This window comes from Bradyrhizobium sp. CCBAU 21365, assembly GCF_015291305.1.
GTDB classification, from domain to species: Bacteria; Pseudomonadota; Alphaproteobacteria; order Rhizobiales; family Xanthobacteraceae; genus Bradyrhizobium; species Bradyrhizobium elkanii.
Genome location: NZ_CP030036.1, coordinates 2,052,597 through 2,076,643, shown reverse-complemented (window position 1 = coordinate 2,076,643; position 24,047 = coordinate 2,052,597). Strand labels below are relative to the sequence as shown.

General features: G+C 59.6%; 19 protein-coding genes and 2 pseudogenes. 10 read left to right on the top strand and 11 right to left on the bottom strand.

Going from position 1 to position 24,047, the window contains the following annotated elements; translation table 11 throughout:
* The first annotated feature begins 649 nt into the window (after positions 1-649).
* Positions 650-1,735 carry a GDP-mannose 4,6-dehydratase gene (gmd, locus tag XI02_RS09805; protein WP_038380137.1) on the top strand — a complete coding sequence of 362 codons (1,086 nt, stop codon included), beginning with the start codon at positions 650-652 and terminating at the stop codon, positions 1,733-1,735.
* Positions 1,716-2,759: a GDP-L-fucose synthase gene (locus XI02_RS09800; RefSeq protein ID WP_129964833.1), complete on the top strand. Its 1,044-nt coding sequence runs from the start codon at positions 1,716-1,718 to the stop codon at positions 2,757-2,759. Before gmd ends, XI02_RS09800 begins: the two co-directional genes overlap by 20 nt.
* Positions 2,760-3,009: 250 nt before the next feature.
* Here the strand turns inward: XI02_RS09800 and XI02_RS09795 are convergent, their stop codons facing one another.
* The 3 genes from XI02_RS09795 to XI02_RS09785 all read right to left on the bottom strand — a co-directional run bounded on the left by XI02_RS09795 (position 3,010) and on the right by XI02_RS09785 (position 9,664).
* Entirely contained in the window at positions 3,010-4,149 is a 1,140-nt protein-coding gene (locus XI02_RS09795) for an MFS transporter (RefSeq protein ID WP_028343461.1), read from the bottom strand.
* Between the two features lie 735 nt (positions 4,150-4,884).
* Positions 4,885-5,775, bottom strand: coding sequence for a sulfite exporter TauE/SafE family protein (locus tag XI02_RS09790; RefSeq protein ID WP_016848000.1), 891 nt, complete (start codon positions 5,773-5,775; stop codon positions 4,885-4,887).
* 787 nt (positions 5,776-6,562) lie between these two features.
* The gene (locus tag XI02_RS09785; RefSeq protein ID WP_028343460.1) at positions 6,563-9,664 is read right to left on the bottom strand and encodes a multidrug efflux RND transporter permease subunit; all 3,102 of its coding nucleotides are present in this window, start codon (positions 9,662-9,664) and stop codon (positions 6,563-6,565) included.
* Positions 9,665-10,421: 757 nt separating this feature from the next.
* Between XI02_RS09785 and XI02_RS09780 the strand changes: the two genes are divergently transcribed.
* The 3 genes from XI02_RS09780 to XI02_RS09770 all read left to right on the top strand — a co-directional run bounded on the left by XI02_RS09780 (position 10,422) and on the right by XI02_RS09770 (position 13,531).
* On the top strand, positions 10,422-10,643 hold the full coding sequence (locus XI02_RS09780) for a hypothetical protein (protein WP_016848002.1): 222 nt from the start codon (positions 10,422-10,424) through the stop codon (positions 10,641-10,643).
* Between the two features lie 924 nt (positions 10,644-11,567).
* A complete protein-coding gene (locus XI02_RS09775) occupies positions 11,568-12,122 on the top strand; it encodes a hypothetical protein (protein ID WP_016848004.1) in 555 nt (184 codons plus the stop codon).
* A 1,031-nt stretch (positions 12,123-13,153) separates the two neighbouring features.
* Positions 13,154-13,531 (top strand): NUDIX hydrolase, encoded by a 378-nt coding sequence (locus XI02_RS09770; RefSeq protein WP_016848005.1) that lies wholly within the window; start codon positions 13,154-13,156, stop codon positions 13,529-13,531.
* A gap of 216 nt (positions 13,532-13,747) precedes the next feature.
* Here the strand turns inward: XI02_RS09770 and istB are convergent, their stop codons facing one another.
* Both istB and istA read right to left on the bottom strand, forming a co-directional pair.
* A complete protein-coding gene (istB, locus tag XI02_RS09765; protein WP_016842034.1) occupies positions 13,748-14,557 on the bottom strand; it encodes an IS21-like element ISBj11 family helper ATPase IstB in 810 nt (269 codons plus the stop codon).
* Entirely contained in the window at positions 14,554-16,104 is a 1,551-nt protein-coding gene (istA, locus tag XI02_RS09760; RefSeq protein ID WP_080586188.1) for an IS21-like element ISBj11 family transposase, read from the bottom strand. Before istA ends, istB begins: the two co-directional genes overlap by 4 nt.
* A 726-nt stretch (positions 16,105-16,830) precedes the next feature.
* Here istA and XI02_RS09755 point away from each other — a divergent pair.
* The gene (locus tag XI02_RS09755) at positions 16,831-17,109 is read left to right on the top strand and encodes a hypothetical protein (RefSeq protein WP_028343457.1); all 279 of its coding nucleotides are present in this window, start codon (positions 16,831-16,833) and stop codon (positions 17,107-17,109) included.
* Between the two features lie 26 nt (positions 17,110-17,135).
* Here XI02_RS09755 and XI02_RS09750 read toward each other — a convergent pair whose 3' ends face one another.
* Complete coding sequence (locus XI02_RS09750; protein WP_016848274.1) at positions 17,136-17,324, bottom strand: DUF3606 domain-containing protein; 189 nt, start codon at positions 17,322-17,324, stop codon at positions 17,136-17,138.
* Between the two features lie 105 nt (positions 17,325-17,429).
* Between XI02_RS09750 and ligD (XI02_RS09745) the strand changes: the two are divergent.
* Both ligD (XI02_RS09745) and XI02_RS09740 read left to right on the top strand, forming a co-directional pair.
* Positions 17,430-18,351: pseudogene (ligD, locus tag XI02_RS09745) on the top strand (non-homologous end-joining DNA ligase).
* Positions 18,351-18,518 (top strand): hypothetical protein, encoded by a 168-nt coding sequence (locus XI02_RS09740; protein WP_016848276.1) that lies wholly within the window; start codon positions 18,351-18,353, stop codon positions 18,516-18,518. Before ligD (XI02_RS09745) ends, XI02_RS09740 begins: the two are co-directional and overlap by 1 nt.
* A 59-nt stretch (positions 18,519-18,577) precedes the next feature.
* Here XI02_RS09740 and XI02_RS09735 read toward each other — a convergent pair whose 3' ends face one another.
* A complete protein-coding gene (locus XI02_RS09735) occupies positions 18,578-19,195 on the bottom strand; it encodes a cell envelope integrity/translocation protein TolA (RefSeq protein WP_016848277.1) in 618 nt (205 codons plus the stop codon).
* 140 nt (positions 19,196-19,335) lie between these two features.
* On the opposite strand from XI02_RS09735, the gene ligD (XI02_RS09730) reads away from it, so the two are divergent.
* Entirely contained in the window at positions 19,336-20,283 is a 948-nt protein-coding gene (gene ligD, locus XI02_RS09730; RefSeq protein WP_028343454.1) for a non-homologous end-joining DNA ligase, read from the top strand.
* Positions 20,284-20,310: 27 nt separating this feature from the next.
* Here ligD (XI02_RS09730) and XI02_RS09725 read toward each other — a convergent pair whose 3' ends face one another.
* From XI02_RS09725 to XI02_RS09715, 4 genes and pseudogenes are all read right to left on the bottom strand, one after another.
* Positions 20,311-21,135: a ribonuclease HII gene (locus XI02_RS09725; RefSeq protein ID WP_028343453.1), complete on the bottom strand. Its 825-nt coding sequence runs from the start codon at positions 21,133-21,135 to the stop codon at positions 20,311-20,313.
* Positions 21,136-21,469: 334 nt separating this feature from the next.
* Positions 21,470-21,887: pseudogene (locus XI02_RS45190) on the bottom strand (hypothetical protein).
* Between the two features lie 13 nt (positions 21,888-21,900).
* Complete coding sequence (locus tag XI02_RS09720) at positions 21,901-22,101, bottom strand: hypothetical protein (RefSeq protein ID WP_016839814.1); 201 nt, start codon at positions 22,099-22,101, stop codon at positions 21,901-21,903.
* Positions 22,102-22,530: 429 nt separating this feature from the next.
* Positions 22,531-23,463 (bottom strand): Ku protein, encoded by a 933-nt coding sequence (locus tag XI02_RS09715; RefSeq protein ID WP_038380139.1) that lies wholly within the window; start codon positions 23,461-23,463, stop codon positions 22,531-22,533.
* A gap of 144 nt (positions 23,464-23,607) precedes the next feature.
* Here XI02_RS09715 and XI02_RS09710 point away from each other — a divergent pair, with 144 nt between their 5' ends.
* Positions 23,608-24,003 (top strand): hypothetical protein, encoded by a 396-nt coding sequence (locus XI02_RS09710; protein ID WP_016839811.1) that lies wholly within the window; start codon positions 23,608-23,610, stop codon positions 24,001-24,003.
* The last annotated feature ends 44 nt before the right edge of the window (positions 24,004-24,047 follow it).

The window sequence follows — 24,047 nt, the reverse complement described above, 5'->3', positions numbered from 1 at the left end:
GATATCGAAACGTTCGAAGAACTATACCGACGTTTGCTACTCTTCCTCATTTTGTCTTGCGTCTACCGTCCACTTCCTACGCGAGCTGCACTATTGGCAGAAGCGCAGAGGTAGATGCCCCTAGCGCCCAGATCGCGTGCTCTATTCGGAGGTGGGGCCGCTTTGTAGAATACGATATTGGTGTGCAGCTTCACTGTGTGCCGGCTTGCACGCCGTCATTCCCCATAAATGCGTCGACAACCGCACCTCAGCACATCGCTCTATTCGGCCGTGGCCGACCCACGCAAATGGATACAGCATGTACCTGGAGACGGATAAGGAACACAGACCGTCGGCATCCATCTCATAGGAAACATCGCTGGATCAGCGCGTCTAGCTGGGTCTGCGTGTACGGCGTTTCGTCCAGCTCGTTTGCGCGGGTGTCAAGTGGGTCGCGCGTGTTAGCTGACGTTCCTTTTTGACTCTGAATGGTACGGTCGAGAATAAATCAATGTATATAGTGCGCATTTCTATGTGAGGTGTATGACTAGAGTAACGATCGCTTTCCTTTTATTGCGGGTGGTGCGCGCTTGCGCATCTAGATCGTGAAAGGGCCCCGCAAATCGCGTTTCGAAAGGGCGCCCTCGTTCCGGCGGAACTAAGAGAAACAATGGCGGCTCAGGACTCAAAGCGGCGCGTTGCGCTGATCACCGGCGTGACCGGGCAGGACGGCGCGTATCTCGCCGAATATCTGCTCGGTCTCGGCTACACCGTGCACGGGATCAAGCGGCGGTCGTCCTCGTTCAACACCGCGCGCGTCGACCATCTCTACCAGGATCCGCATGCCGGCAACGTGCCGTTCCTGATGCACTATGGCGACATGACGGATTCGACCAATCTGATCCGCCTGGTGCAGCAGATCCGGCCGACCGAGATCTACAACCTCGCCGCCCAGAGCCACGTCCAGGTCAGTTTCGAGAGCCCGGAATACACCGCCAACGCCGACGCGATCGGCGTGCTGCGGCTCTTGGAGGCGATTCGCATCCTCGGCATGGAAAAGGAAACGCGGTTCTACCAGGCTTCGACCTCGGAGCTTTACGGGCTCGTGCAGGAGGTGCCGCAAAAGGAGACCACGCCGTTCTATCCGCGCTCGCCCTATGGCGTCGCCAAGCTCTACGGCTACTGGATCACGGTGAACTACCGTGAGGCCTATGGCATGTTCGCCAGCAACGGCATCCTGTTCAACCATGAGAGCCCGATCCGCGGCGAGACCTTCGTGACGCGCAAGATCACCCGCGCCGTTGCCCGAATCGAGGTCGGCCTCGAGAACAAGCTCTATCTCGGCAATCTCGACGCCAAGCGCGACTGGGGCCACGCCCGCGACTATGTCGAGGGCATGCACAGGATCCTGCAAGTCGACGAGCCCGGCGACTTCGTGCTCGCGACCGGCGAGACGCGGTCGGTCCGCGAGTTCGTCGAGCTGGCGTTTGCCGAGGTCGGCCGCAGCATCGAATGGCGCGGCAAGGGCGTCGAGGAGGTCGGTGTCGACAAGGCGTCCGGCAACACCCTGGTGCAGATCGATCCGACCTATTTCCGCCCGACCGAGGTCGATCTTCTGATCGGCGACGCCAGCAAGGCGCGCGCCAAGCTCGGCTGGACGCCGAAGACGCCGTTCGCGCAGCTGGTGAAGGAAATGGTCGCCAGCGATCTCGTCGAGGCCAGGCAGGACGCGGCCAATGGCAAGCACGGCGTTTGAGCTGAAGGGCAAGACGGTCTTCGTTGCCGGCCATCGCGGCATGGTCGGCTCGGCGCTGATGCGCCGGCTGGCGCGCGAGGAGGCCGATCTCCTGACGGTGTCGCGCAGCGAGGTCGATTTGCGCGACCAAGCCGCGGTCAACGCCTGGTTTGCCGCCAAGCGGCCGCAGGCCGTGTTCCTCGCTGCCGCCAAGGTCGGCGGCATCGTCGCCAACAACACGCTGCGGGCTGAATTTCTCTACGACAATCTGGCGATCTCGAGCAACGTGATCCAGGCGGCGCACGCCAATGGCTGCGAGAAGCTGATGTTCTTCGGCTCGTCCTGCATCTATCCGCGCCTGGCGCCGCAGCCGCTGCGCGAGGATTCGATGCTGACCGGCCCGCTGGAGCCGACCAACGAGCCCTATGCCATCGCCAAGATCGCCGGCATCAAGATGGCCGAGGCCTATCGCAGCCAGTACGGCGCCGATTTCATCAGCGTGATGCCGACCAATCTCTACGGCCCCGGCGACAATTATCACCCCGAATACAGCCACGTCGTCGCCGCGCTGATCCGCCGCTTCCACGAGGCCAAGGTTTCGGGCGCCGGCAACGTCGCGGTGTGGGGCACCGGCACGCCGCGCCGCGAATTCCTCTATGTCGACGATCTCGCCGACGCCTGCATCCATCTGATGAAGACCTATTCATCGCCCGAACTGGTCAATATCGGCACCGGCGAGGACATCACCATCGCCGAGTTCGCACTCATGGTCGCGGCCGCCGTCGGTTTTCGCGGTGAGATCAGCTTCGACACGTCGCGCCCGGACGGCACGCCGCGCAAGCTGCTCGACATCAGTCGTCTGGCCAGGCTCGGCTGGCATGCCCAGACCGCGCTGGAAGATGGCATTCAGCTAGCGTATCGGGCATATCTCGCCGACAGCAAATGGACGGCACTGCTTGTCCCCGACAAGTGGCGTAAGCAGGCCCATCCGAGGATCCGTACACGGGTATCACCTAGCTGGCCCCGTCGCTCGCGTAACGATTAACTTTGCCGCGCGTTGCCCAACGCTCTTCGTCAGCAGCGCTCGGTTGGACGTTCGATTCATCCAAGTGACACGCACATCCCAGCTACGGTTCAGCGAGCCAACTCGCAGGAACAGAGGAATGGTTGTGATCGAGAGTGCCGTTTTACTGCTATCAGGTTGAGATCTGATCGACTCTCAGCCTTGAACGCCGGCGCCGCAGCCGATCATTGGCTCGAAACGTGCCGGTGTCCTTTTCCTCTCGATCGGCGGCCTAGCGAGGTTCGGCCATAACCATCCGCGCCGACAGCGTGACGATGCACATGAGCGCGCCTAACATGCCGAACGCAAAAGGCAAGCCGGTCATGTGTGCGACGAGCCCGATGCTGGCGGGACCCATCAGTATACCGGCGTAGCCAGCTGTCGTGATGACCGCGATTGCAACGCCCACCGGCATCACCTTCTGTTTGCCGGCGCGGCGACACAGCACAGGTACAACATTTGAAATACCCAATCCAATAAGCAGGAACCCCGCCATGGCAATCACCGCAACCGGCGCGGCGACCACAGCCAGGAAGCCTATCATGATTGGTAGAGTTCCGAGCATCAATGTGGCACGGTCGCCGATTCGCTCCACTACGGCATCTCCGCCGAGACGTCCCGCAGTCATCGCGATGGCGAAGAGCATACAGCCAAGACCTCCATGCGCCTCAGCGAGAAGATCTTGCCCAACGAGAAGCAAAGCGCTCCAATCAAGCATTGCACCTTCGACAAGAAACGTAATAGCCGCGAGCGCAGCTATTAGCACCACACTGCGATGGGGCAAGACAAACACTGGCCCCTGCTGCCTTACACTCGTCGCGGTCAACCGCGGCCAGGCCGACACAATCGCGATCATCATAAACATCGAACAGACTAACGTTGAAAAAAGCGGACCAAGCTGAAGCGAAAGGAACAAAGTCACGGCAGCAGAGCCGGTGAATTCGCCGATGCTGTAATGGGCATGGAAGCCGGACATCAATGGACGGCCGGTGGCGCGCTCCAGTTCAATCGCATAGATGTTCATGGCTACATCGATCGCCCCCAGTGAAACGCCGAACGCAAACAGCGTGGCACCGAGCGCAAGAGGTGTTCCGGCGATAGCAAGCCACGGCAGGATAAGCGCGAGGCCGAGTCCACCGACGAAGATAATGGGCTTGCTGCCGTACCGCGCATTCGACACGCTGGTCAAAAGCATAGCGAGAACGGATCCCATTCCGAGACAGAGCAGCAGAAGACCGAGCATGCGGTCATCTACCGCGAGCCGCTCCTTGGCGAGCGGCACCAAAGGCGCCCACGCCGCGAGGCCAAATCCGGCAACAAAAAACGCAAGCCGCGTCCCAAGCAGGCCGGCTGCCCAATTGGCAGATGGTATCACAGGCACTCCTGAGAGAACGGGCTGGTGAGCGCGGCGCCCCTCATCCTGTGTGCGCCGCCTGCAAGCGGTCCGATGATGGCCTCACGTTGGCATTTTTCATCCCTGCAAATGCGATGCCATCGCAAAAGCTCGAGCCACTCCCGGAGTGGCAAGCGTCAACGCGGAATGATCGTCAAGCCCGGACACCGGTTTGGCCTATCTTTCTCGGATAGCTAGCCGTACGAAGGACACTAGTCTTTGCTTGTTCCGACGGTTAGAGGCGCAACAGCTCGAGTTGCCTTTGTCGCAAAGCGCACAAAGCCGACGGCACCCGGACCTTGCGTTTACTTCGAGAAGAACACCACAGCTCGCGTGAACACGGCCGTCAGCTCCCCGGCAGCATTTGCTGTCAATCTGGAAGCTCTCACAAAACGCAAAGGCGCTGCGCTACGCCTGAGCTCAATACAACGAACATTCATGGAGGACCGGAGCTGACCGCGGGGAACTTCTACGCTATACCGGGGCATCGGATCGCGGCAGATCATCCGAACGTGACGGAAAATCAGAGCTGCGATTCCAAATTCCCGGTGTCGGAGCGCTGGGTTGTGATGGAGCAATCAACCAAATCCTCCCTGCCATTTATGTTGGCGCCAGAAGGGCAGCATCGGCATCGCGTGCAGTCATCAATTACCTTTGCTATCTGGTTAGGTCCAGGAAGCGCGCGTTCGATAGCGAGCTGGTCGCCGGCATCCCTCAAGCGCTTATATCCGCGGAGCGCCGCGACTGTCGTTCTGACCAGGTCGGACTGTGCGTGGTAACGAATGAGTATAGCAAGCAAAAATCGATCAGTATTGTCGCCGTCATCACGCTGTAAGCCCAGCCGTTCTGCACGAGATCGAGCTCGATCAACACCCGTGACAGACCGAATCCCACGATCCAAGCATCAAAGCTCATGCAAATGCGTCGAAACATCTCCGGATCAAGCCGCCGAATGACGTAGGATCCCAGCGGGATGCCGAGCAAAACACTGGGTATAAAGGCATAAAGCAGGCTGCCGCTTTCGGAAATGAAAAGGCCGAGCTTGTAGTAGACAAAGGCAGTTGCGCTCGATTCCACTACGCGAACCAGGGCAAGACCGGCGCGAAATTCGTTTTTGACGAGGCCCTGGTTGTTAAACAGCATGGCCAAAGGCGGGCCGGAGATAGTCGTCACCGAATAGAGGATGCCCAGCATCGACCCGAATGGCAGACCGATCAGCCAGCTCGCTTCGATAGGGCGGCGCCAGCCCGCGGCTTGCAACAAGATCAGGGGCAAAATGATCGTGTACGTGGCGAATTTGATCCAGCCCGGCTGCAGTGAGGCCAACGCATAGCCCCCGAGCGCAATGCCTGGCAAGAGCCCAAGCAAGATGGGAAACACTCGTCTCCAAACCGCCGGCACACCCTTCAGATTGATGAAGAGGACGTAAACGTTGACGAAGACTTCGATGATAACAATGGCCGGGTTGAGAATGCGATTGGGGTAGAAAACCAGCGCAAGGGGTACAGTGAGCGACGAAAAACCGTAGCCAATGGCTCCATTTACAAAGGCCGCAAAACAAGTTGTTGCGGCCAAAAATAGCATAGCACCATCAAACTCAGGCATTTACTTAACCTTCCTAGTCCGGAGCGCGTCCGATCACACGTCAGCGAATCAGACGTGGACATTGGTCATCAGGATTGCGGCAGATTCCGCCCTCGCTTCGCAGCTCCGGCGACCTTCACATTGGTTTTTGGCCGTGGCCAAGCGCGCTAGTTTCTCTTATTATCGACTTCGGTTGTATGAAGCTGCGTTGTACTTCCCCTACCCGACCGCGATCACTCAGCTAATACGTGTCAGTCTATTTTTCGGCTTGTCGATCGCTGGTTTTCGTATCGAAGCCATGACTGCGGCGGTCGTAGATGCGAGGGGCTCCTGACGACCAGTTCCGAACGGTCCCCAGTGGACTTGAACTGTCGGCAACTAAACCCTAAGGTCGTTGCAACCCAGAGGTCGTCGTTTTCAACTAGCAATGCGAGGCGCTCAGACGGGAGTAAAGCAATTCGCTCCAGAGACGTTGGGATAATAGCAACATCACCTTTTCAGCGTTGACAAGTTCTTCGCCGGCCGCCTGACGCTCGCCAAGCTGGGCAGCATGTGGCGACGATCTCGTTACGCGAAAAGCATGAGGCCGTCCCAGGCTCTATCGCTGACCACACCGGCATCATGAAGCGGCCGCATTTTTGGCAGTGTGCAGCCCTTCTCCTCGGGCAAACGATGGGTCAAAACAGGCGCAGCAGTTGGACATCATCCTTGTACCCTCGTGAATTTCGAGTCGATAAAATCACCGCGGTCGGCGAACAACGCCCTATCCGGAGCAGCAATCGAGCGAACGCGGATTGATTAGTCGTTACTATTTGGCCAGCTGGACATCAGCAGCGCCGGTGAGTTCAACCTCTGTGCCGTTCTTCCCGTGACCGGCGCTCGCGTCGGCTCGGTGATCGGACGCGATTGCGACATAGACCGCCGGCAGCACGAAGAGAGTGAAGAGCGTGCCGATAGACATGCCAGCGACGAGCACCAGCCCGATCGAAAAGCGACTCGCGGCGCCAGCTCCCGTTGCGGTCAACAAGGGTATGAGGCCCGTGACCATCGCCGCCGTCGTCATCAAGATTGGACGCAACCGGACGCGCGCCGCCATCTCTATAGCCGAGCGACGGTCAAGTCGCTCCTTGAGCTGCAGTTCATTGGCGAACTCAACCATCAAGATGCCATGCTTGGAAATCAACCCGACCAGCGTTAGCAGTCCGACCTGGGTGTAGATGTTGATCGTCGCCCAGCCCAAAAATAGCGGTATCAGGGCGCCGACGATTGCCATCGGCACGCTGATCATAATAACGAGGGGATCGCGCAGACTTTCGAACTGCGCCGCAAGCACCAAGAATATGACGATAAGGGCAAACGCGAAGGTAATGGCCAGTTGGTTACCCTCGTGCACATATTGCCGGGCGTCGGCAAGGAAGTCGTGGCTGAAGCCTGCGGGCAGTTTCTTTGCCTGCGCTTCCAGGAAGTCCACGGCCTGACCGATCGTAACGCCGGGCATCGGCACGGCTTGAAAGGTCGCGCAGTTGAGCTGGTTGTAGTGCGTGAGTGCGTTCGGATCAGTCGCAGTCTCCACCGAGACTACGGTAGACAGCGGAAGCATCGAACCTTTCGCGGTCTTCACATAATAGTTTCCGATCGCTTCCGGGGCCAGGCGTTGCTCGCGGGGCACCTGCGGAATCACTTGGTACGAACGGCCTTGCAGATTGAAGTGATTGACGTAGTTTCCGCCAAGTAGGGTGGCGAGCGCATTACCAATATTCTGCATGGTGATGCCAAGATCGTTGGCCTTCGATCGATCGACCTTGATTCGTACCACGGGCTGATTGAACTCGAGGTCAGAATCGCTGACCATGAACAGACCGCTTTTGCGCGCGGCATCCTTCAGGTTCGACATCTGCTCATAGACGGATTGGAAACCTAGCGTCGAATTGATCACCATCTGCACTGGTAGCCCGTCCGTGCCTCCCGGAAGCGAAGGCAGGCTAAACGCAAATGCGTTAATACCTTCGATTTTGGACAGCTCGACCTGGACAAGGGACTTTAGCGCGATCGATGACCGCTTGCGCTCATCCCAAGGCTTGAGCAACATGCCGGCCATCCCTCCCCGCGAGCCGCTAGTGCCGTTGAGCACGAAGCTCAAATCGGTCTCGGGAAACTTCTGAAACGCCTTTTCGAGCTTGGCGCCGTAATAGTTGAGGTAGTCGATGTTGGCGTATTTCGGCGCTTTGGTTAGCGCGAATACAATCCCTTGATCTTCCTCCGGCGCGAGTTCCTTGGAAGTGTGCATATAGAGAAAACCGACGAGACCCAGCATGGTCAGGGCGAACAGCCCGGTAATCGGACGATAGTCGAGCGAGCGGTCGAGCTTGCGTCCGTACCAGCGTGTCGTGGCGCCAAACACGCGGTTCACAACTCTTGCAAACCGCCCCTCCTCAGCGCTCTTCAGGCAGACCGAGCACATCATCGGCGACAGCGTCAAAGCGATCACGCCCGACACGATCACCGCCCCCGCCAGCGTAAACGCGAACTCGCGGAACAGCGCGCCGGTGACGCCCCCGAGAAAACCGATGGGCGCGTATACGGCGGCCAACGTAATCGTCATGGAGACGACGGGGCCCACGATCTCGCGCGCGCCTCTCGCAGCAGCCTGGAGGGGCGGCGCACCTTCTTCCAGATGGCGATGAACGTTCTCCACCACGACGATCGCGTCGTCGACCACGAGACCGATCGCGAGTACCATCGCAAGGAGGGTAAGGAGATTGAATGAGAATCCCAGCGCCAGCATCATGCTGCAGACACCGATGAGCGACAACGGAATGGTAACGACGGGAATGATGACCGACCGCAGCGAGGCCAGGAATAGAAAGATGACCACCACCACTATCACGACGGCCTCAATGAGCGTCTTCTCCACTTCATCGATCGACGATTGAATGAATTTGGTGGAATCGTAGGCCACTTTCATCTTCAGTGCCGGCGGCAGGTTGCGTTCCATTTCTGGAAACAGCGCCCGAACACCTCGCACTATGTTTAGCGGATTGCCCTGCGGGCTCGCCTGGACACCGATGAAGACCGCGTGCTCGCCGTTCATGGAGACGCTGACGTCTGTGGTCTGCGCGGCAAGCTCGACTGCCGCAATGTCCTCCATGCGTACAAAGCCGCCGTCATTCGCTTTGACGACCATGCGCTTGAAGTCATCGACACTCCGCAGGTCGGTGTTTGTCGTGACGTCGGAGATAGTGAAATAGCCCTTGGTCTGACCGGACGCGGCCTGGAAGTTGTTGGCAGCGATTGCAGCCGAAACATCTGCCGGCGACACGCCGTGCCCCGCCATTTTCGCAGCATCGAGCCATAGCCGCATCGCAAAACTTTGGCTGCCCAGGATGTCAGCCGCCGCAACGCCGTCGACGGTCGACAAAACCGGTTGCACGACGCGCGAGAGATAGTCCGAGATCGCGCTGGCCGTCAGTTCCTCGCTGGAGAAGGCGATGTACATGACAGCGGTAGCCTGACCGCTTGACTTAGTGACGATCGGATCGTTCGATTCTTTCGGGATTAACGATTTGACTGAATTGACCTTAGACAGCACCTCGGTGAGTGCCTCGTTGGGATCGAAATTGAGCTTGATGTAGACTTGGATCGTCGACGCACCGAGCACAGATGAGGAAGTGACATAGTCGACGCCCTCTGCGGAAGCGACCGCCTGCTCCAGAGGAGTGGTGATGAACCCCTGGATCATGTCGGCGGAGGCGCCAGGATAGGAGGTCGTGATATTGACGACCGTGTTAGACAGTTTGGGATACTGCCGGATTGGCAGAACAGCGGCCGCGCGAAGGCCGATCAGCAAGATCAGTAGACTGACGACGATAGATAAAACCGGACGCTTGATGAAAAGCTCTGTAAATGTCATCTCGACTCGCATTCAAAGAGGGTGACGCAAACTCGCTAGCGAGTCGCGCGACAGCCATCGTTATTAAAGCGGCAACTGCGGCCAGGCCCCTGCTATAAGCGAAACTGAAGTGGCCGCTCTAAAGACTCGTATGTTCCCAAGCAGAGGCTCAGCCTTCCGCTTCTTCCATTCTCGCTGCTTATGATGAACGCCGACCCCGCTTGGCTGAGTGCGATCTCGAATAGGGAGCGCCTTCGCAAGATAAGACCCAAGTCCTTTTTGCGCGTAATCAGCCTGAGGTCCGCCTCAGGATGTGGAGGTGGGCTCACGTGCTTCCATTTACTCGTGCTCAAGTCTGAATGGAGCGCAAAACCGTCTAGGTGAATCGCGTCAGTTCAAGGCTTCGACCCGTTCGATCGAATGATTCAGCTTTGAAATCGAAAGTATGGACAACCTGGCAGATGCTCAACTCTACAAAGGTAAGCGGGTGATATCGCATGGGCTACAAAGCCTATACCAAGGTTTGTTCTCGGTCCGACTCAAACTTCCACAGTATTCCCCCAGGCGGGTCGGGCGACGGTCCCGTCTTGTACGCGGCCTCGTGCCACTCAAGCTTCTTCTTGGGCTTTCTCATCATCCTTAGGTCGGCTCGGAAGCGATCGACTGCGCCACTCGTTTTGCTCGAGGCGGGATGCAAATCTCATCTCGAAGGACCTAATCCGCCCACACGATCGGGTTGTAAAAGCCGACATGCACAGAATTGACTCAGAGAGTCCGCGTGCAGGCGATATGCTCACGCATCATTGAGAGCTTTGCGCTGGACGGCAATGAATGTGGCGACATTTATGTTGGCCAGCGTACGGGTGACGAGATGTTCTACGCCGGCAAGGTCGACCACGGCTTCGACAAGGCCTCGGCCACCGATCTCCACAAACTACTGACGCCGCTGATCCGCAAGACCCAGGCCCACACCAAACGCATCGAGCATGAGGCGATCTAGGTTGCGCCGAAGCTGTTCGTCGAAATCGAGTAATCTTGTCAACTGCCGAAGGTAAGGGGCGACATTCAGCTCTTTCATGGTGTCGGGGAGGATCCATCATTACCTCACCGCGCTGCAGCTTCTGCAATGATACCCGCTGGCTCCGGGAGGTGAATCCGGCTCAGCCATACAAAGACCACACGCCTGCATGCGCTTCGCACTGTCAGGATGCCGCGTCCGGTCTGTTGCAAACCCGACGATCACGGCTTTGTCCCGCCCTCGCCGCAAGAATTCAAGCCGGATCTGTATCGGCGCTAGGGCGCCTACTCATAATTCGCCGTGTTCGCTTTACCACTAAAACCAGTCATCGCCGGGCGACCAGGGCATGTCGGTGATGGGCGATGAGGCGACATCGCGAGCTATTTTTGATTTTGACGCGACGAACTTCTACGAATTTCTTTAAACATGCGTATTCAGATTGGTACGTTGCTTGCTTTGTTCAGGACCTCATCATCCACGATTATCTTCTGAGCGGACCTGCGTCGCTGCAAATGCAAAGTCAGCCCGGAGATCGCCGTGCGGCGAAACTATGGAACCGATGTAGACCGGGGTGTCGGTCTAAATAGCAGACTGCAGCGCAAAGGTGGCGATGCTGAACTGCCAGTCGAGGGGAGCCGTTGCAAAGGCCGTCGTGACTTCTGGTAAGTCCATCGTTGTACACGATAACGCCATTGACCCCGTCATTTCACGCGCACGACCTCATTAAACTTCACGTCTGATTCTGATCTAGAATGATGAGGTAGAACATGCAAAGGCGTGGCGCGGTGGTCGACCAGCCACTGAAATGAAATCAGGTCGTTCTTTAGTGCGTCAGAAGGGACCTGATTCGTTCTCACGATGAACCGTAGTTTGCTTCCGGAGCGTAGCTGAGGAGATTGGGGCGCAATGACGTGTATTGTTGGACTGGTTAATAAAGGCACTGTTTACATCGGTGGCGATAGCGCCGGTTTGGACTCGAACTACTCTCTCGTCGTCCGCAACGACAGGAAGGTATTCCGGAGCGGTGATTTCGTCATGGGCTTTACCAGCTCATTCCGGATGGGACAGCTTTTGGCGTTTGGCTTCCATCCTAACAGGCCGCGCGTGGGTGTCGATGTGATGACTTACATGGTCACCGACTTCATCGACGCCGTGAGAGCTCGAATGAAGTATGGCGGCTTTGCTAGGACGAGGGATTCTGCTGAATACGGCGGGACGTTCCTTGTCGGCTACGCCGCCCGGCTGTTCCATATCTCGGACGATTACCAGGTTGGAGAATCGGTCCATGGGTTCGATGCGTGCGGATGCGGTAATGCGATAGCGCTCGGCTCGCTGAGATCAACACGCGACTGGAATGACCCCAAAGCACGCCTCCTTGAAGCTTTGGGCGCCGCCGAGACGTTCAGCGCGGGTGTCCGCGGGCCGTTCTATTTAGAGCATACGGATTGCACAAATAATTGAACGATCCTTATCGTCCTCAGTCTATCCGACGACGTCATACGTGCCAGCCTGAACCTGTGTGCAGTTGAATTTGCTTGAGTGAAGGTGTTCCTGGGCAGTCATTCAGTTTAATTGCGGGTGATCTCCGCATTGTTGGACCGACCTGCATCTTAGCCAGAAAGTCCCTTGAGCATCGAAGTCCATGTGTTCGACTCAAAGTCGTGTCTTTGTCTCATCGTCCATGAGGGACAGTTACCGTCATCAGACCTTGTTCGGAGCAGGGCCCATTACGGCACCGGCTGGGGCTCGAAATGAGACGTTTTCACAAATCCGATATATGCCGTGATGACCACCATGAACAGCATCGCCGCGCGGCTGTGCGGTAAGCAGATCCGCGTAACCGCGGCGACCTTCGCTGTACCGGAGCCAAACCGGAAAACATAAGTGATAAGGAGAGCAGCCCGAACCAAGGCGACCTTACCTGGGTTTGCATATGGTTCCGTGTCCGTCTTTTATCGTTAATTCGCCGTAGCAAGCAATGTGATACTTGCGTCCCACAATAGGCATCTCGTCTGCTTGAGAGAATGAAGGCACGTTAATCGAGAGCTTCTTTACGAGAACTTCCTCGTATCCACCATCTCTCTCCAAGATCACGCGCCATTTCCACTCCCCGCCCGGGCTTTCGTCTGCCATTGTGTTGTAGCGGAGTCGGATCAAATTGCTCATCGAGAGTACCTGAAGACCATGTCCGATACGAGAGATAGAGAAAATCTATCGCCATCGCCGAATGAGAGGCGAGCGGCTTGCCCAACCGAGAACGCCTCGCCGATGCCAGCTTGCTCTTCCTTGAAGCAGTTCAAAACTTAACTGCTCAAAGATCTTTCTCCAAGACATACGAACGTTTGCGCGATAGATCGCTCAGGATCATGCAAGCTCGGCCCCACATCGTGATAGTTCCTTTTGTGAAGAGAAGGAACGCGGTCCGCGTCACTGCTCTTAGCGGCCCAAGCGGCCTAAACAGATCTCGGATTGTGAAACCGATTTGAGGGGTTATGGCGAAATCCTCAAAGCTTGTCGTTGCGAAGAACGGTCGTGCGCTTCTTGTCAGACGCCGTCGCGACGGGCTCTGGATGTTTCCGGGCGGCCGCAAGCGTGCCGGTGAGAGTGACAGGGCGTGCCTTCGTCGAGAGGTTGCGGAAGAACTTCCGAAAATCAAACTCGGACCGTTGAAGCTCTGGAAGGAAGTGAAGGGCACGAACCGCCGATCTGGGCGCAAGATGAGCGATGCTGTTTTCGTGGCTAAGAAAGCGTCCGGCCAATTGAAGATTGGTGACACAAAGGAGATCGACAAGGCGGTCTGGCGCAAGCCGCGACGGATCAGGCTAACGCCGACGTCCCGCTACATTCGGGACAAGCTGTTTCCCAAGTGAACAATAGCCGGTTACTTGCACGTTGATTTCCGCTCAAGGCAACAAACTTCGCCGCATCGCATATTGGCTCTTACCATCGGACGGTATAGCGCGACGATCTGGGTCGGAAGAGCGCGGCGATCAGGATGGCGAGTCAGTGTCGCGGCGCGATGATGATCGCCGCGATGATTGTCGCGCGCAAGAGTTTTGTTTGCTTTGATTGTCGCGGAGCGTCAATCAAGCGAGCGTTTTTTGTGTCGCGTGCTCCGGTGGCCGCCCTGGACCACGCTTTCGCTCGAGGGCAGTCCGCCTGCGATAGCTCTCGACGTTCATCTCGACGATGGTGGCGTGGTGAACAAGGCGATCGATCGCCGCGAGGGTCATAGCTGGGTCCGGAAAGACCTTGTTCCATTCTCCAAAGGGCTGATTGGCGGTGATCAGCAAAGAGCGTCGCTCGTAGCGTGCGCTGATGAGCTCGAACAGCACACTGGTCTCGGCCTGGTCCTTGGTGACATAGGCAAGATCGTCAAGGATAACGAGATCGAAGCGATCGAGGCGGTTGATGGCACCCTCGAGGTTGAGTTCGCGGCGCGCCACCTGGAGCTTCTGCACGAGATCGGTGGTGCGGGTGAAGAGGACGCGCCATCCGTTCTCGATGAGAGCCAAGCCGATTGCTGCTGCCAAGTGACTCTTGCCGCCACCGGGCGGACCAAACAGCAGCAGATTGGCGCCCTTGTTCAACCAGCCGTCGCCGGCGGCGAGCGCGGTCATTTGCGCCTTGGAGATCATCGGTACGGCTTCGAAGTCGAAGCTGTCAAAGGTCTTTCCGGTGGGCAGCCGCGCCTCGACGAGATGGCGCTCGATGCGGCGACGGCTGCGTTCAGCGATCTCGTGCTCTGCAATGGTGGCGAGGAAGCGCGCCGCCGGCCAGCCTTCCTTATCGGACTGCTCGGCAAATTGCGGCCACAGCACCTTGATGGCGGGCAGCCGCAGCTCGTTGAGCAACAGATTGAGGCGCGCGGTGTCGACTACGTTGGTTGTGCTCATGCGGCACCTCCGATCTCGGCAGTACCGATGAGGCATTCATAGGTGGCGAGCGGTGCGAGGCGCACCACGACGTTCGGCATCTGGGCGGGATCCGGGGCGAAGTGAGTACGTAGCCGGTTGAGGTCGGGCAGCCGGCCGTCGTTCAGGTCGGCCGTGAGCTGATCGGCGAGTTCGGCCTCGCAACCGCGCTCATGGGCGAGTGCGAGGAGATCGACCATGATCCGGCAGGCCTTCTTGTCCGGTAAGCGTTTGCGCAAGACGTCGAAGGCTCGGCGGTAAGCTTCCCGGGGGAACAGCTGGTCGCGGTAGACCAGGTTGAGGAGCGCCATCGGCTTGCGCCGCAAGGAATGGATCACGTGCCGATAATCGACGACCTGATCGTGCTTGCCATTGGGATGCGGCCGCCCGCGCGGCAAGGTGAGGAGATGCGTGCCGCCGACAAACACGTCGAGGTGATCGTCATACAGGCGCACCCGCAGCCGATGGCCGATCAAGCGCGACGGCACCGTGTAGAACACCTTGCGCAAGGTGAAGCCGCCGGACGATGTCACGTGGACGATCACCTCTTCATAGTCCGACGTGCGGCGGTCCGGCAGATCCTGAAGTGCGGTACGTTCGCTGTCGATCCGCTTGGCGTTGCGGGCATTGCGGCGGCTGACGATCTCATCGATGAAGCCACGATAGGCAGCGAGATCGTCGAAGTCGGCGGTGCCACGCAGCAACAGCGCGTCGCCGACCGCCCGCTTGAGATGGCCATGCGAACTCTCGATCGCCCCGTTCTCGTGGGCGATGCCACGATTGTTGCGGGAGGGGCGCATGCCGTAATGGGCACAGAGGTCTTCGTATCGCCGCGTCAGATCGTCTTTGGCGTCGCGGTCGAGATTGCAAAAGGCGGCCGACAGGCTGTCGGTGCGATGCTCCCGTGGCGCTCCACCGAGTGACCACAAGGCATTCTGCAGGCCTTCGGCCAGAGCGATGAAGCTCTCACCGCCGAGCACGACATGGGCGTGCTCAAACCCGGAATAGGCCAGCCGGAAGTGATAGAGACGATGGTCGAGCGGCACGCCCGCGATCGTGACACCCAATTCGCCCATGTCGGTGAAGTCGGACAGGCCGCGCTGACCGGGTTCGTGGGTCTGCCGGAAGATGACCTCCTGCTCCTCGCCGTGGATCGCCCGCCAGGCCCGGATCCGGCGCTCCAGCGTGCGACGGATGCCGGCGCCGAGCTCAGGATGGCGTCGGAGCAACTCCTCGAAGATCGTGACCGGCCGCACACCGGGGGCGGCCTTCAGCATCGGCACGATCTCTGTCTCAAATACGCGGGCCAAGGGATCTGGCCGGCGACGGCCGCGAGGAGCCTTCTTCTGCGACGGAAGGCGTCGATCCTGCTCGATCCGGTAAGCGGTCGAGGTGCTGAACGACGCCTTGGCGGCGGCCACGGGCGGGCTATCGGTCTGACGGTACTTCATGTAGAGCCTCATTTGGTGATCGGTAATGTGTCGGCCTGGCACGCGAGTGATTCCTCTTGGCGGAAGAACCACTTGCATAACCAGCCGGCCGCGATCACCAGTCGGCGCGGTCCGCTGTGGATCGCGCCGACGCCGGGCTCGTAACTCCGGTCGGGCTACGCCCTCCCTGCGTCACGAGCCCGGCGTAGCCCTCTCATCATGGTCGACGCTCCACTTCCATCCTGTTCGCCGCGCGGCAGGACGGGATTACCTTCTATCTCTTTGTGAACTTGATCTCGATGCGCGACGAGACTCGCTCTTAGAGCTCGGTCATAGGGCCGCAGGCCCGACCAGGCGTGCGCCAGGGCGCATCGCCTTAAAGAGAAATGGCACCCGCAGGAGCGTGAGCATAGCGACGCCGAAGGCGGCACGCGGGACCGAGTGCAGCGACGAGACCGGTTAAAAGGGCACCCGGGAACGGGGCAGTGATAGCGACGCCGGCATACTTCATGACGGCGGGCCCCTTTCCCGCGTGCCCCCGGCGAGGAGCACCGAAGCTCTGGCGCGAGGGATCGAAGCCGCACGGCCGAGACGCTGCGCGGCTCGGTTCACGAGAGCCCGGTGCGGCTCCGGCCGCACGCGCAGACACTGAAAGACCTGAGTGCACGTGATGCAGGCAACCCTGCGAGAACCGCCTGGCATTTTTCACAGTGGTCTCAGAACGGGGAAAACGTTGTCCCTCTGCTGACTGGGAATCCCAGCCTTGTGCTAGCAGCCGGAACAAACGAGCGGTTACAGGATTCGTCTTATTCGGAGTCTACTTCAATGCTGATGACCATTGAGCGAAGGCCGGCGATACGGACGCTGCGGGGATGGGCTATCGACGTGCTCCAGGAAGCGGGCGCCATCCGCGAGTGCGAGGAGCACGGTTGGATGCAGGACCGCGCCGATCCGCATGCACGAGAGCGCGCCTTCGATATCGCGCGTCTTCACCCGCCAGCAGACGTCTCCCCTCAGGCAGCGGAGGCCGCGGTTCGCGACGTGCTGGACTCGATTGGTGATACCTGCCCAGAATGCCCCTCTGACGAGGAGGACTGGCGCTAAGCTTCGACGCCAGCCCGTCTCCGACCTCAGCGGCCGAGCCGTTTCTCCACGCGCTTGCGCGCGTTGCCGACCTTTTTGACAGCCTTCTTCACCGCCGGCGCCGACTTTCGTGTCTTCTTCGCCTCGTACTGCACTTCGTAGTCCTGCCCGCCGGCCACCCGAGCCCGGTCCTGCTTTCGCCCGCGCGCCGTCTTCGACTTCTTTGCTGCCGCCATGGATACCTCCTGTTCGTGGCGTCGAGGCAACGCAACAAGGATTCCGCGGTTCCGGAACGATTCGAACTGTGCCAATTTGAATCGGCTGTAGCGTGGAGTTCTTCAGTGGCGTTTCAGCGTCAAAAACCGGCGAATATTGGCGTCAAGGCGCCTTTGCCCGGCTTCATCGAGCCGGCCCTGGCCACCTCGATCGAGAAGGTGCCATCCGGAGAGCGCTGGATTCACGAAATCAAGTTCGACGGCTACCGTGTTCAGGTCCATCTGGCCAACGAGACGGCGAAGATCTTCACCCGGCGCGGCCACGATTGGACGCATCGCTTCAAGAAGGTCGCTCACGATGCCTGGCGGATCAAGGCGAGCTCGGCGGTGGTGGACGGCGAGATCGTGGTACCGGCTGCCGACGGTACGACCGATTTCTCGGTCCTGCAGAACGAGCTCAAGGGTAAATCGAAGAGCATCGTGCTCGTCGCGTTCGATCTGCTCTACCTGAACGGCCGAGATATCCGGAAGCTACCGCTCCTTCAGCGCAAAGCCGAACTCAGGAAGATCCTAAGCGGCACCGACATCCAGTTCAGCGAAAGCTTCGAGATAGACGGCCGCGAGATGTTCGCGCACGCCTGCAAGCTCGGCCTCGAAGGCGTCGTCTCGAAGGTCCGGGGCAGCGGCCTATCCAACGGGACGCACGAATGATTGGGTCAAAAAGACCTGCGAACAGCGTGAGACGTTGACCATTGCCGGCTTCGCACTCGATGGGACGAAGTGGGACGGCATCTACGTTGGCCGGCGCAAGGGTGATGATCTGGTCTACGCTGGCAAGGTCGACCACGGCTTCGACAAGGTCTCGGCCGCCGATCTGCAGAGACGGCTTAGACCCCTCATCCGAAAGACCCAGCCTTACACCAAGCGCATCGGTCACAAGGGCATCTGGGTCGAACCCAAGCTTCTGGCCGAGATCGAGTATCGCGCGAAGTCGGCCGAGGGAAAGGTTCGCCACCCATTTTTCCGGGGCCTGCGGGAGGACCTGTGATGGATGCGTTCGATCGCTTCTGGCAGTGGGCGAACAAGCCCCCCGAAAGTCCGCTGACGATTCCGGCCGAGCTGCATCAAGCGGTCATGGAGCTCGCTCCCGAGGACCGAGCGGACCGCACCACGGTGAACCGAGCCGCAGCGCGCGCAACAGCCCCCGAACGATGATCGCTTGACGGCAACCCTTTGGCTTCCCTCGGTGCCGCCGAGCAAGAACTGCCAAGAAACTAACTCCGCGCACGCTGCAGCGCAGCTTCCAATCGCTCCCTCTCCTTATTCCAACGATCGTCTTCGGTTTGCGATCTCTTCGCGAGAGCCTCAACCTCGGCCTGGATGGCGGCAGCCCGCTTCGCGTGCTCCTGCTCCGCCTTGTCCAGCGCAGCCTGCGCCTTGTCGACCGCCTGCTGACGGCGCTCACGTTCTCTCTGCCTGGCGGCCTTCTCCCTCGCCCGTTCACTCTCCCGGCGCCTCTCCTCCCGTTCGTAGGCAAGCGCAGCCTTCCGCTCGGCCGTCTTGTCGACGGGACGTGAGGAAGGCTTCTTCACAATTTGGCCCCTCGATCTGTGCGGGGCGTTCGTCGATCTTCTGTCCCCGCCGAGATCGGAGGGCAGTTCGGCTTGCTCGCTGAAGGATCGGCTGGATCCGACCGGGCGCCTGAGAACGACGCCCGGCTTCTTCATGGCCGCAGCGATGACGTCCGGATCGTCGCTTTCCTTCGCCGCGCCCTGGTGGAAGAGATTGCTGTTGGCGCCCCAGGCTTCGAGGGCCGCTTTCATGGAAGGAGCGGCGATCGCCAGATCGAAGAAGCCCAGCGAAGTCTGAAAGGTCTTCAGTTTTCTCGCCATCGGTCTGATCCGCCCTCCTCAATCGAGCGTCAACGTCGCATGCCACGGAGCCTGCGGAACACGACGCGGCCCCGAAGCGTTCCCTAATCCTTGAAGGACGTCCACGCATTTCGCAACGTGCTCTTAAGGATTGGCCTCGAATGAGCCGGACGTCGACCCTGCCCAAGCGCCTGCAGCCGATGCTCGCTACGCTCACCGACGCGCCGTTCGACGATCCCGGCTGGGTTTTCGAGGACAAGTATGACGGCTTCCGGATGATCGCGAAAATCCGGCGAGGCAAGGTTGCGCTCTACAGCCGCAATGGCAAGATCATCAGCCGCAGCTATATCGAGGTCGCCAAAGCGCTGGAGGGCGTGAAGGGCGATGCCGTGATCGACGGGGAGCTCGTCGCGATCGGAAAGGACGGCGTCTCGCATTTCCAGTTGCTTCAAAACGCGCTGCGCCATGAGGCGAAGCTCCTGTATTGCGCCTTCGACCTCATGTTCGCAGACGGTGAGGACCTGCGTGCGCTGCCGCTCCTCGAGCGCAAGAAGCGGCTCAAGGCCATCCTTCCGCGCCACAAGCTCGTCGCGTTCAGCAACCACCGCAAAGGCAAGGGAACGAAGTTCTTCGCAGATGCGGAGCGGAGACATCTCGAAGGCATCATGGCCAAGCGCGCCGATAGCCCGTACGCGTCCGGACGCCGGACCGCCGACTGGCTGAAGGTGAAGACCGCGCAGCGACAAGAGGTCGTGATCGCCGGCTTCACGGCGCCGAGGCGAACCCGGCCTTTCTTCGGCGCCCTCGTCCTCGCGGTACGCGAAGGGGATGCATGGCGGTACATAGGCCACGTTGGCACCGGCTTCAGCCACCAAGTTCTCGAAGAGCTTCACGGCAGGCTCATGAAGCTCAAAACCGCCAAGTCACCGTTCCCTGCCAAGGTGAAGGATGAGCAGGTCACGACCTGGGTGCGTCCTGCGTTGGTCGCAGAAGTGAAGTTCGCGGAGTGGACCAGCAACGGCGAGCTGCGCCAGCCGGTCTATCTCGGGCTGCGGTCGGACAAAAACGCGAAGAACGTCGTACGCGAAAAGAAGCGGTCGCGAAAATAGCGCCGCCGAGACGAAGCGTAGACCTGTTCAGCCGGCGTCGCGCTCAGATGCCGAAGGCCATGGCGGCAAGGGCGGCAACCCGAGAGCCTTACGTACCGGTCCGAACGACCGCCGGTGAGCGGCGCATGCGCCGAGTCTGGCGAGCGCTTCATAATGAGCCGGCACCGGGTAGCCCTTGTGATCCGCGAAGCCGTAGCCGGGGTGTCGCAGGTCCAGCGCCCGCATGACGGCGTCGCGCTCGACTTTCGCGAGGATGGAGGCGGCCGCGATGCTGGCGGACCTGGCGTCGCCTTTGATGATGGCCTGCTGAGGAATATCGATTTCCTTCAACCGCTTCGCATCGATCAGCAAGTGCTGCGGCGTCAAGCCTAGCCCCCGGACCGCACGCTGCATGGCCTGGATGCCCGCCCAATAGATGTTGATCGCGTCGATCTCCTCGACCTCGACGAACGCCACAGACCAACACTCCGCCTTTTCCTTGATCTCCTTCGCGAGTTCTTCGCGAGCCGCGGCGTCGAGTTTTTTCGAGTCGTCGATTCCGACTATCCGCGTGCCCGGTTTCAGGATCACGGCGCCAGCGGAGACCGGCCCGGCGAGAGGGCTCATTCCGGCCTCATCCACGCCTGCCACGGCATGATGGCCTGTTTCCCACAGAGAGGTCTCGAAGCGGAGCATCTTGCGGAGGCGCTGCCCTTCCGACCTATTTTCGAAGCGGCGTTTGTCGATTGAAGCCAGAATGGCCCGCGCTCCGGCGCGGGTGTCGGCCCGCAAGATCTGCTCGACGCTGGCCTCGAGCGGTCTTTTCTCAACGACATAGCGCTGACGCAATACATCGAGTGAGTACTGGGACATTATGGCCTTCGTGAAGATTGACTGTTGGGGAGCATGTCAGTGAACTTTATGGCGATTGTCTGAAGTAGCTCGCCTCACCGACCGCGCAACGCCCTTTCAAAAGGAACCCGGCCAGCTCTTCCGCGCGGGTTCGGCCTCCATTTCCTCGCCATATTGTCGCTCGCCGGCTCGGTAGAAGGACCCGTGCTCAGTCGCCGTCCCGAGTAGATCGGGGCCGGCATGGCCGCAAACAAGGTAACGGCGGTACGCTTGGGGCTGGGGAGGCAAATCGACAGTCCGGGACTATCAAACCGCTGCTCCCATTTGGCGGATTTTTCTTCCCTCAGTCGTTACCTCAAGAGGCGTTTGCTCTTGCCCGTTCGCGCGCCTCGCGCCGACGTTGACGTCTTTCGCGCCGTCGCTTGGCACGATCCGGCGGGCTGCCGCAGCGGAGGAACAGGCGCCGGCGAGGTCGCACTCGTCTCCAAAACTGGGGGCGCCTCGGCCCTTTCCAAGGCCGTTGGCCGCGCTTCCATCAATTCGAGCAACGCCCGTCCTTTGGACGTGATCTTCCATCCTCCGCTTATCCGTTTGACCAATCCTTGTGAGAAGATGTCGAGATCGGGCACTCTCGCCGCGAGGGCGCCTGGTCCGGTCCGCCCAGTCGCGGCCACTCGTTGCCAGGATGGCCATATCCCTCTTGAGGTCCTCCATCACGGCAAAGCCGTCCGGATAAGCTACCAAATCTTCAGGACGGTGACTTGAAAGTTCACGCCCGCCCCGCGATCAGCGCCACATCGTCGGCGCGTGCGAGAGGGCGTCGCGACCAACCTGTTTGAGACCTTCGGGAGAAATCTCGCCTCTCGTCGCAGCCTCTAGGATTTTCGACGCGACGTGGGTACGTGCCCCGATCTCGCGGTGCGAGACGCTTTCACAGACTTCATCGAGAATCGCGCGCAAAAGCGCGGTGGTTGCCGTGTCGAACATAGCAGCCCCCCAAGGGAAAATCTAATCCTAGCGCGGTTTCGCCCGCTTGGGGATTCAAGCATGTTAAACTTTGCGGACGGTGCACTGCACCCATAGCTGCGTCTCGCCCCCAATGGATCGCCTCTCTCCCAAAACCAAACTGATTAGGCTGAAAGACTACGCTGCCCAAACACTCCCCCCAGGGCAAATCACGCAACTTGATAAACTTCCGCAGTGGCGCGGCCTGCAGCGCGCAAAGTGTCCCCTCTCATTGCGAATCGCGAGGTTGACGGCTCTATGCGCCGTTGGTTCGGCCTCGCGGCTGTCACCTATCTGCCGGTCAGCGCGATAGTCTCACGCGACCTCGTCGAGATGGGATTTACGGTCTGCCAGAGCCTGCGCGGATGACGAAGGAGTGACCGTCTGGCGTGACCGGTGCTTCACGATAGGCTAGGCCGACTTTCGCTGCGGCTTCGCGGCGGGCTTTTTCGCCGCACCCTCCTTGGCCGCTTTCTTGCCGGTGATCGGCATCAGCATTTCCCTCTGCGCAGCGGCCGCCTTGCGCGGCTTCTTGGCCGGCTTCTTCGGCGCCTCAGTCGGGGCCGTCGCCTCTCGTCCGATGCTCTTGCGCAACGCGTCCATCAGGTCCACGACGTTCTCACCTCGAGGACGCGCTTTCGCGGTGATGGGCTTGCCCGCGCGCTTCTGATTGATGAGATCGATGAGGGCGGTTTCGTACTGGTCTTCGAACTTGTTCGGCTCGAAGTGGCCCGCCTTCTGATTGACGATGTGCTTGGCGAGATCAAGCATGTCCTTGGTAACTTTGACATCCTGAATGCCATCGAAATACTCGTCCGCGGAACGGACTTCGTAGGGATAGCGCAGCAGCGTGCCCATCAGCCCCTTATCGAGCGGCTCGAGCGCGATGATATGTTCGCGATTGGTCAGCACCACACGGCCGATTGCGACCTTGTTCATCTCGCGGATGGTTTCCCGAATGACGGCGAACGCATCATGCCCGACTTTACCGTCGGGACGCAGGTAGTAAGGACGAATGAGATATCGCGGATCAATCTCGCTGCGGTCGACGAACTCGTCGATCTCGATCGTTCGCGTCGATTCCAACGCGACGTTCTCAAGCTCCTCCTTGGTCACCTCGATGAAGGTGTCAGTATCGACCTTGTAGCCCTTGACGATGTCTTCGTTGTCGACCTCCTCGCCGGTGTCGGCGTCGACCTTGGCGTACTTGATCCGATGGCCGGTCTTTCGGTTCAGCTGGTTGAAGGAGACTTTTTCGGATTCCGAGGTGGCCGGATAGAGCGCGACCGGACAGGTGACGAGGGAGAGACGCAAGAAGCCTTTCCAGTTGGCGCGGGGGGCCATCGCGGGAACTCCATTACTGATGCCGGATTCAAGACGAACCAACCGGCTTGGTTCCGACATCGCTGCCCGCTCGATAGGAGGATTTTTCTCAGCAGCTGCCCTGGTCGGACTCGACATTTGTTCTTGTTATGTTCTAATTCAGGCATGACCGACCGACCCGCGAGCTGGCGCATGCCGACCCCGAAGCAGATGGAAAAGCTGGCCGCCGAAGCCGCCCGTAGGCCGAGCCCTTCCACTGCGGCTCCAGAGGCGCCGCTTCCAGCCGAATACTGGGAATCGGTCCTCAGAGACCCTCGCGCCGGCACGACCGGGGCTCAAATGCGGCAGCGGTGTCTTTCCGAAATTCAGCGCCACGTGCTCCGCGTCTCCTGCCGCCGCTGCGAACGTACCTTAGAAATCCAGACGGCCGATGCTGTCCGATTGTATGGCCGCAACGCAGTTTGGAAGGACGTGGCGCAGCGATTGCTCGACAACACCTGCCAGCAGCGTACCGGCAGGCATGAAGAAGACGGGTGCTGGCCAGCGTTCGAGACGCCGTAGTCGCTCAGCATTTGCCGATCCGATCTCTTTGCGCCTGGATGTCC

Bases quoted from the DNA above. Each gene is read 5' to 3' on its own strand.
- gmd (WP_038380137.1), top strand. From the start codon at position 650: ATGGCGGCTCAGGACTCAAAGCGGCGCGTTGCGCTGATCACCGGCGTG.
- XI02_RS09800 (WP_129964833.1), top strand. From the start codon at position 1,716: ATGGCAAGCACGGCGTTTGAGCTGAAGGGCAAGACGGTCTTCGTTGCC.
- XI02_RS09790 (WP_016848000.1), bottom strand. From the start codon at position 5,775: ATGCCTGAGTTTGATGGTGCTATGCTATTTTTGGCCGCAACAACTTGT.
- XI02_RS09785 (WP_028343460.1), bottom strand. From the start codon at position 9,664: ATGACATTTACAGAGCTTTTCATCAAGCGTCCGGTTTTATCTATCGTC.
- XI02_RS09775 (WP_016848004.1), top strand. From the start codon at position 11,568: ATGACGTGTATTGTTGGACTGGTTAATAAAGGCACTGTTTACATCGGT.
- XI02_RS09770 (WP_016848005.1), top strand. From the start codon at position 13,154: ATGGCGAAATCCTCAAAGCTTGTCGTTGCGAAGAACGGTCGTGCGCTT.
- istB (WP_016842034.1), bottom strand. From the start codon at position 14,557: ATGAGCACAACCAACGTAGTCGACACCGCGCGCCTCAATCTGTTGCTC.
- istA (WP_080586188.1), bottom strand. From the start codon at position 16,104: ATGCAAGTGGTTCTTCCGCCAAGAGGAATCACTCGCGTGCCAGGCCGA.
- XI02_RS09755 (WP_028343457.1), top strand. From the start codon at position 16,831: ATGCTGATGACCATTGAGCGAAGGCCGGCGATACGGACGCTGCGGGGA.
- XI02_RS09750 (WP_016848274.1), bottom strand. From the start codon at position 17,324: ATGGCGGCAGCAAAGAAGTCGAAGACGGCGCGCGGGCGAAAGCAGGAC.
- XI02_RS09740 (WP_016848276.1), top strand. From the start codon at position 18,351: ATGGATGCGTTCGATCGCTTCTGGCAGTGGGCGAACAAGCCCCCCGAA.
- XI02_RS09735 (WP_016848277.1), bottom strand. From the start codon at position 19,195: ATGGCGAGAAAACTGAAGACCTTTCAGACTTCGCTGGGCTTCTTCGAT.
- ligD (WP_028343454.1), top strand. From the start codon at position 19,336: ATGAGCCGGACGTCGACCCTGCCCAAGCGCCTGCAGCCGATGCTCGCT.
- XI02_RS09725 (WP_028343453.1), bottom strand. From the start codon at position 21,135: ATGTCCCAGTACTCACTCGATGTATTGCGTCAGCGCTATGTCGTTGAG.
- XI02_RS09720 (WP_016839814.1), bottom strand. From the start codon at position 22,101: ATGTTCGACACGGCAACCACCGCGCTTTTGCGCGCGATTCTCGATGAA.
- XI02_RS09715 (WP_038380139.1), bottom strand. From the start codon at position 23,463: ATGGCCCCCCGCGCCAACTGGAAAGGCTTCTTGCGTCTCTCCCTCGTC.
- XI02_RS09710 (WP_016839811.1), top strand. From the start codon at position 23,608: ATGACCGACCGACCCGCGAGCTGGCGCATGCCGACCCCGAAGCAGATG.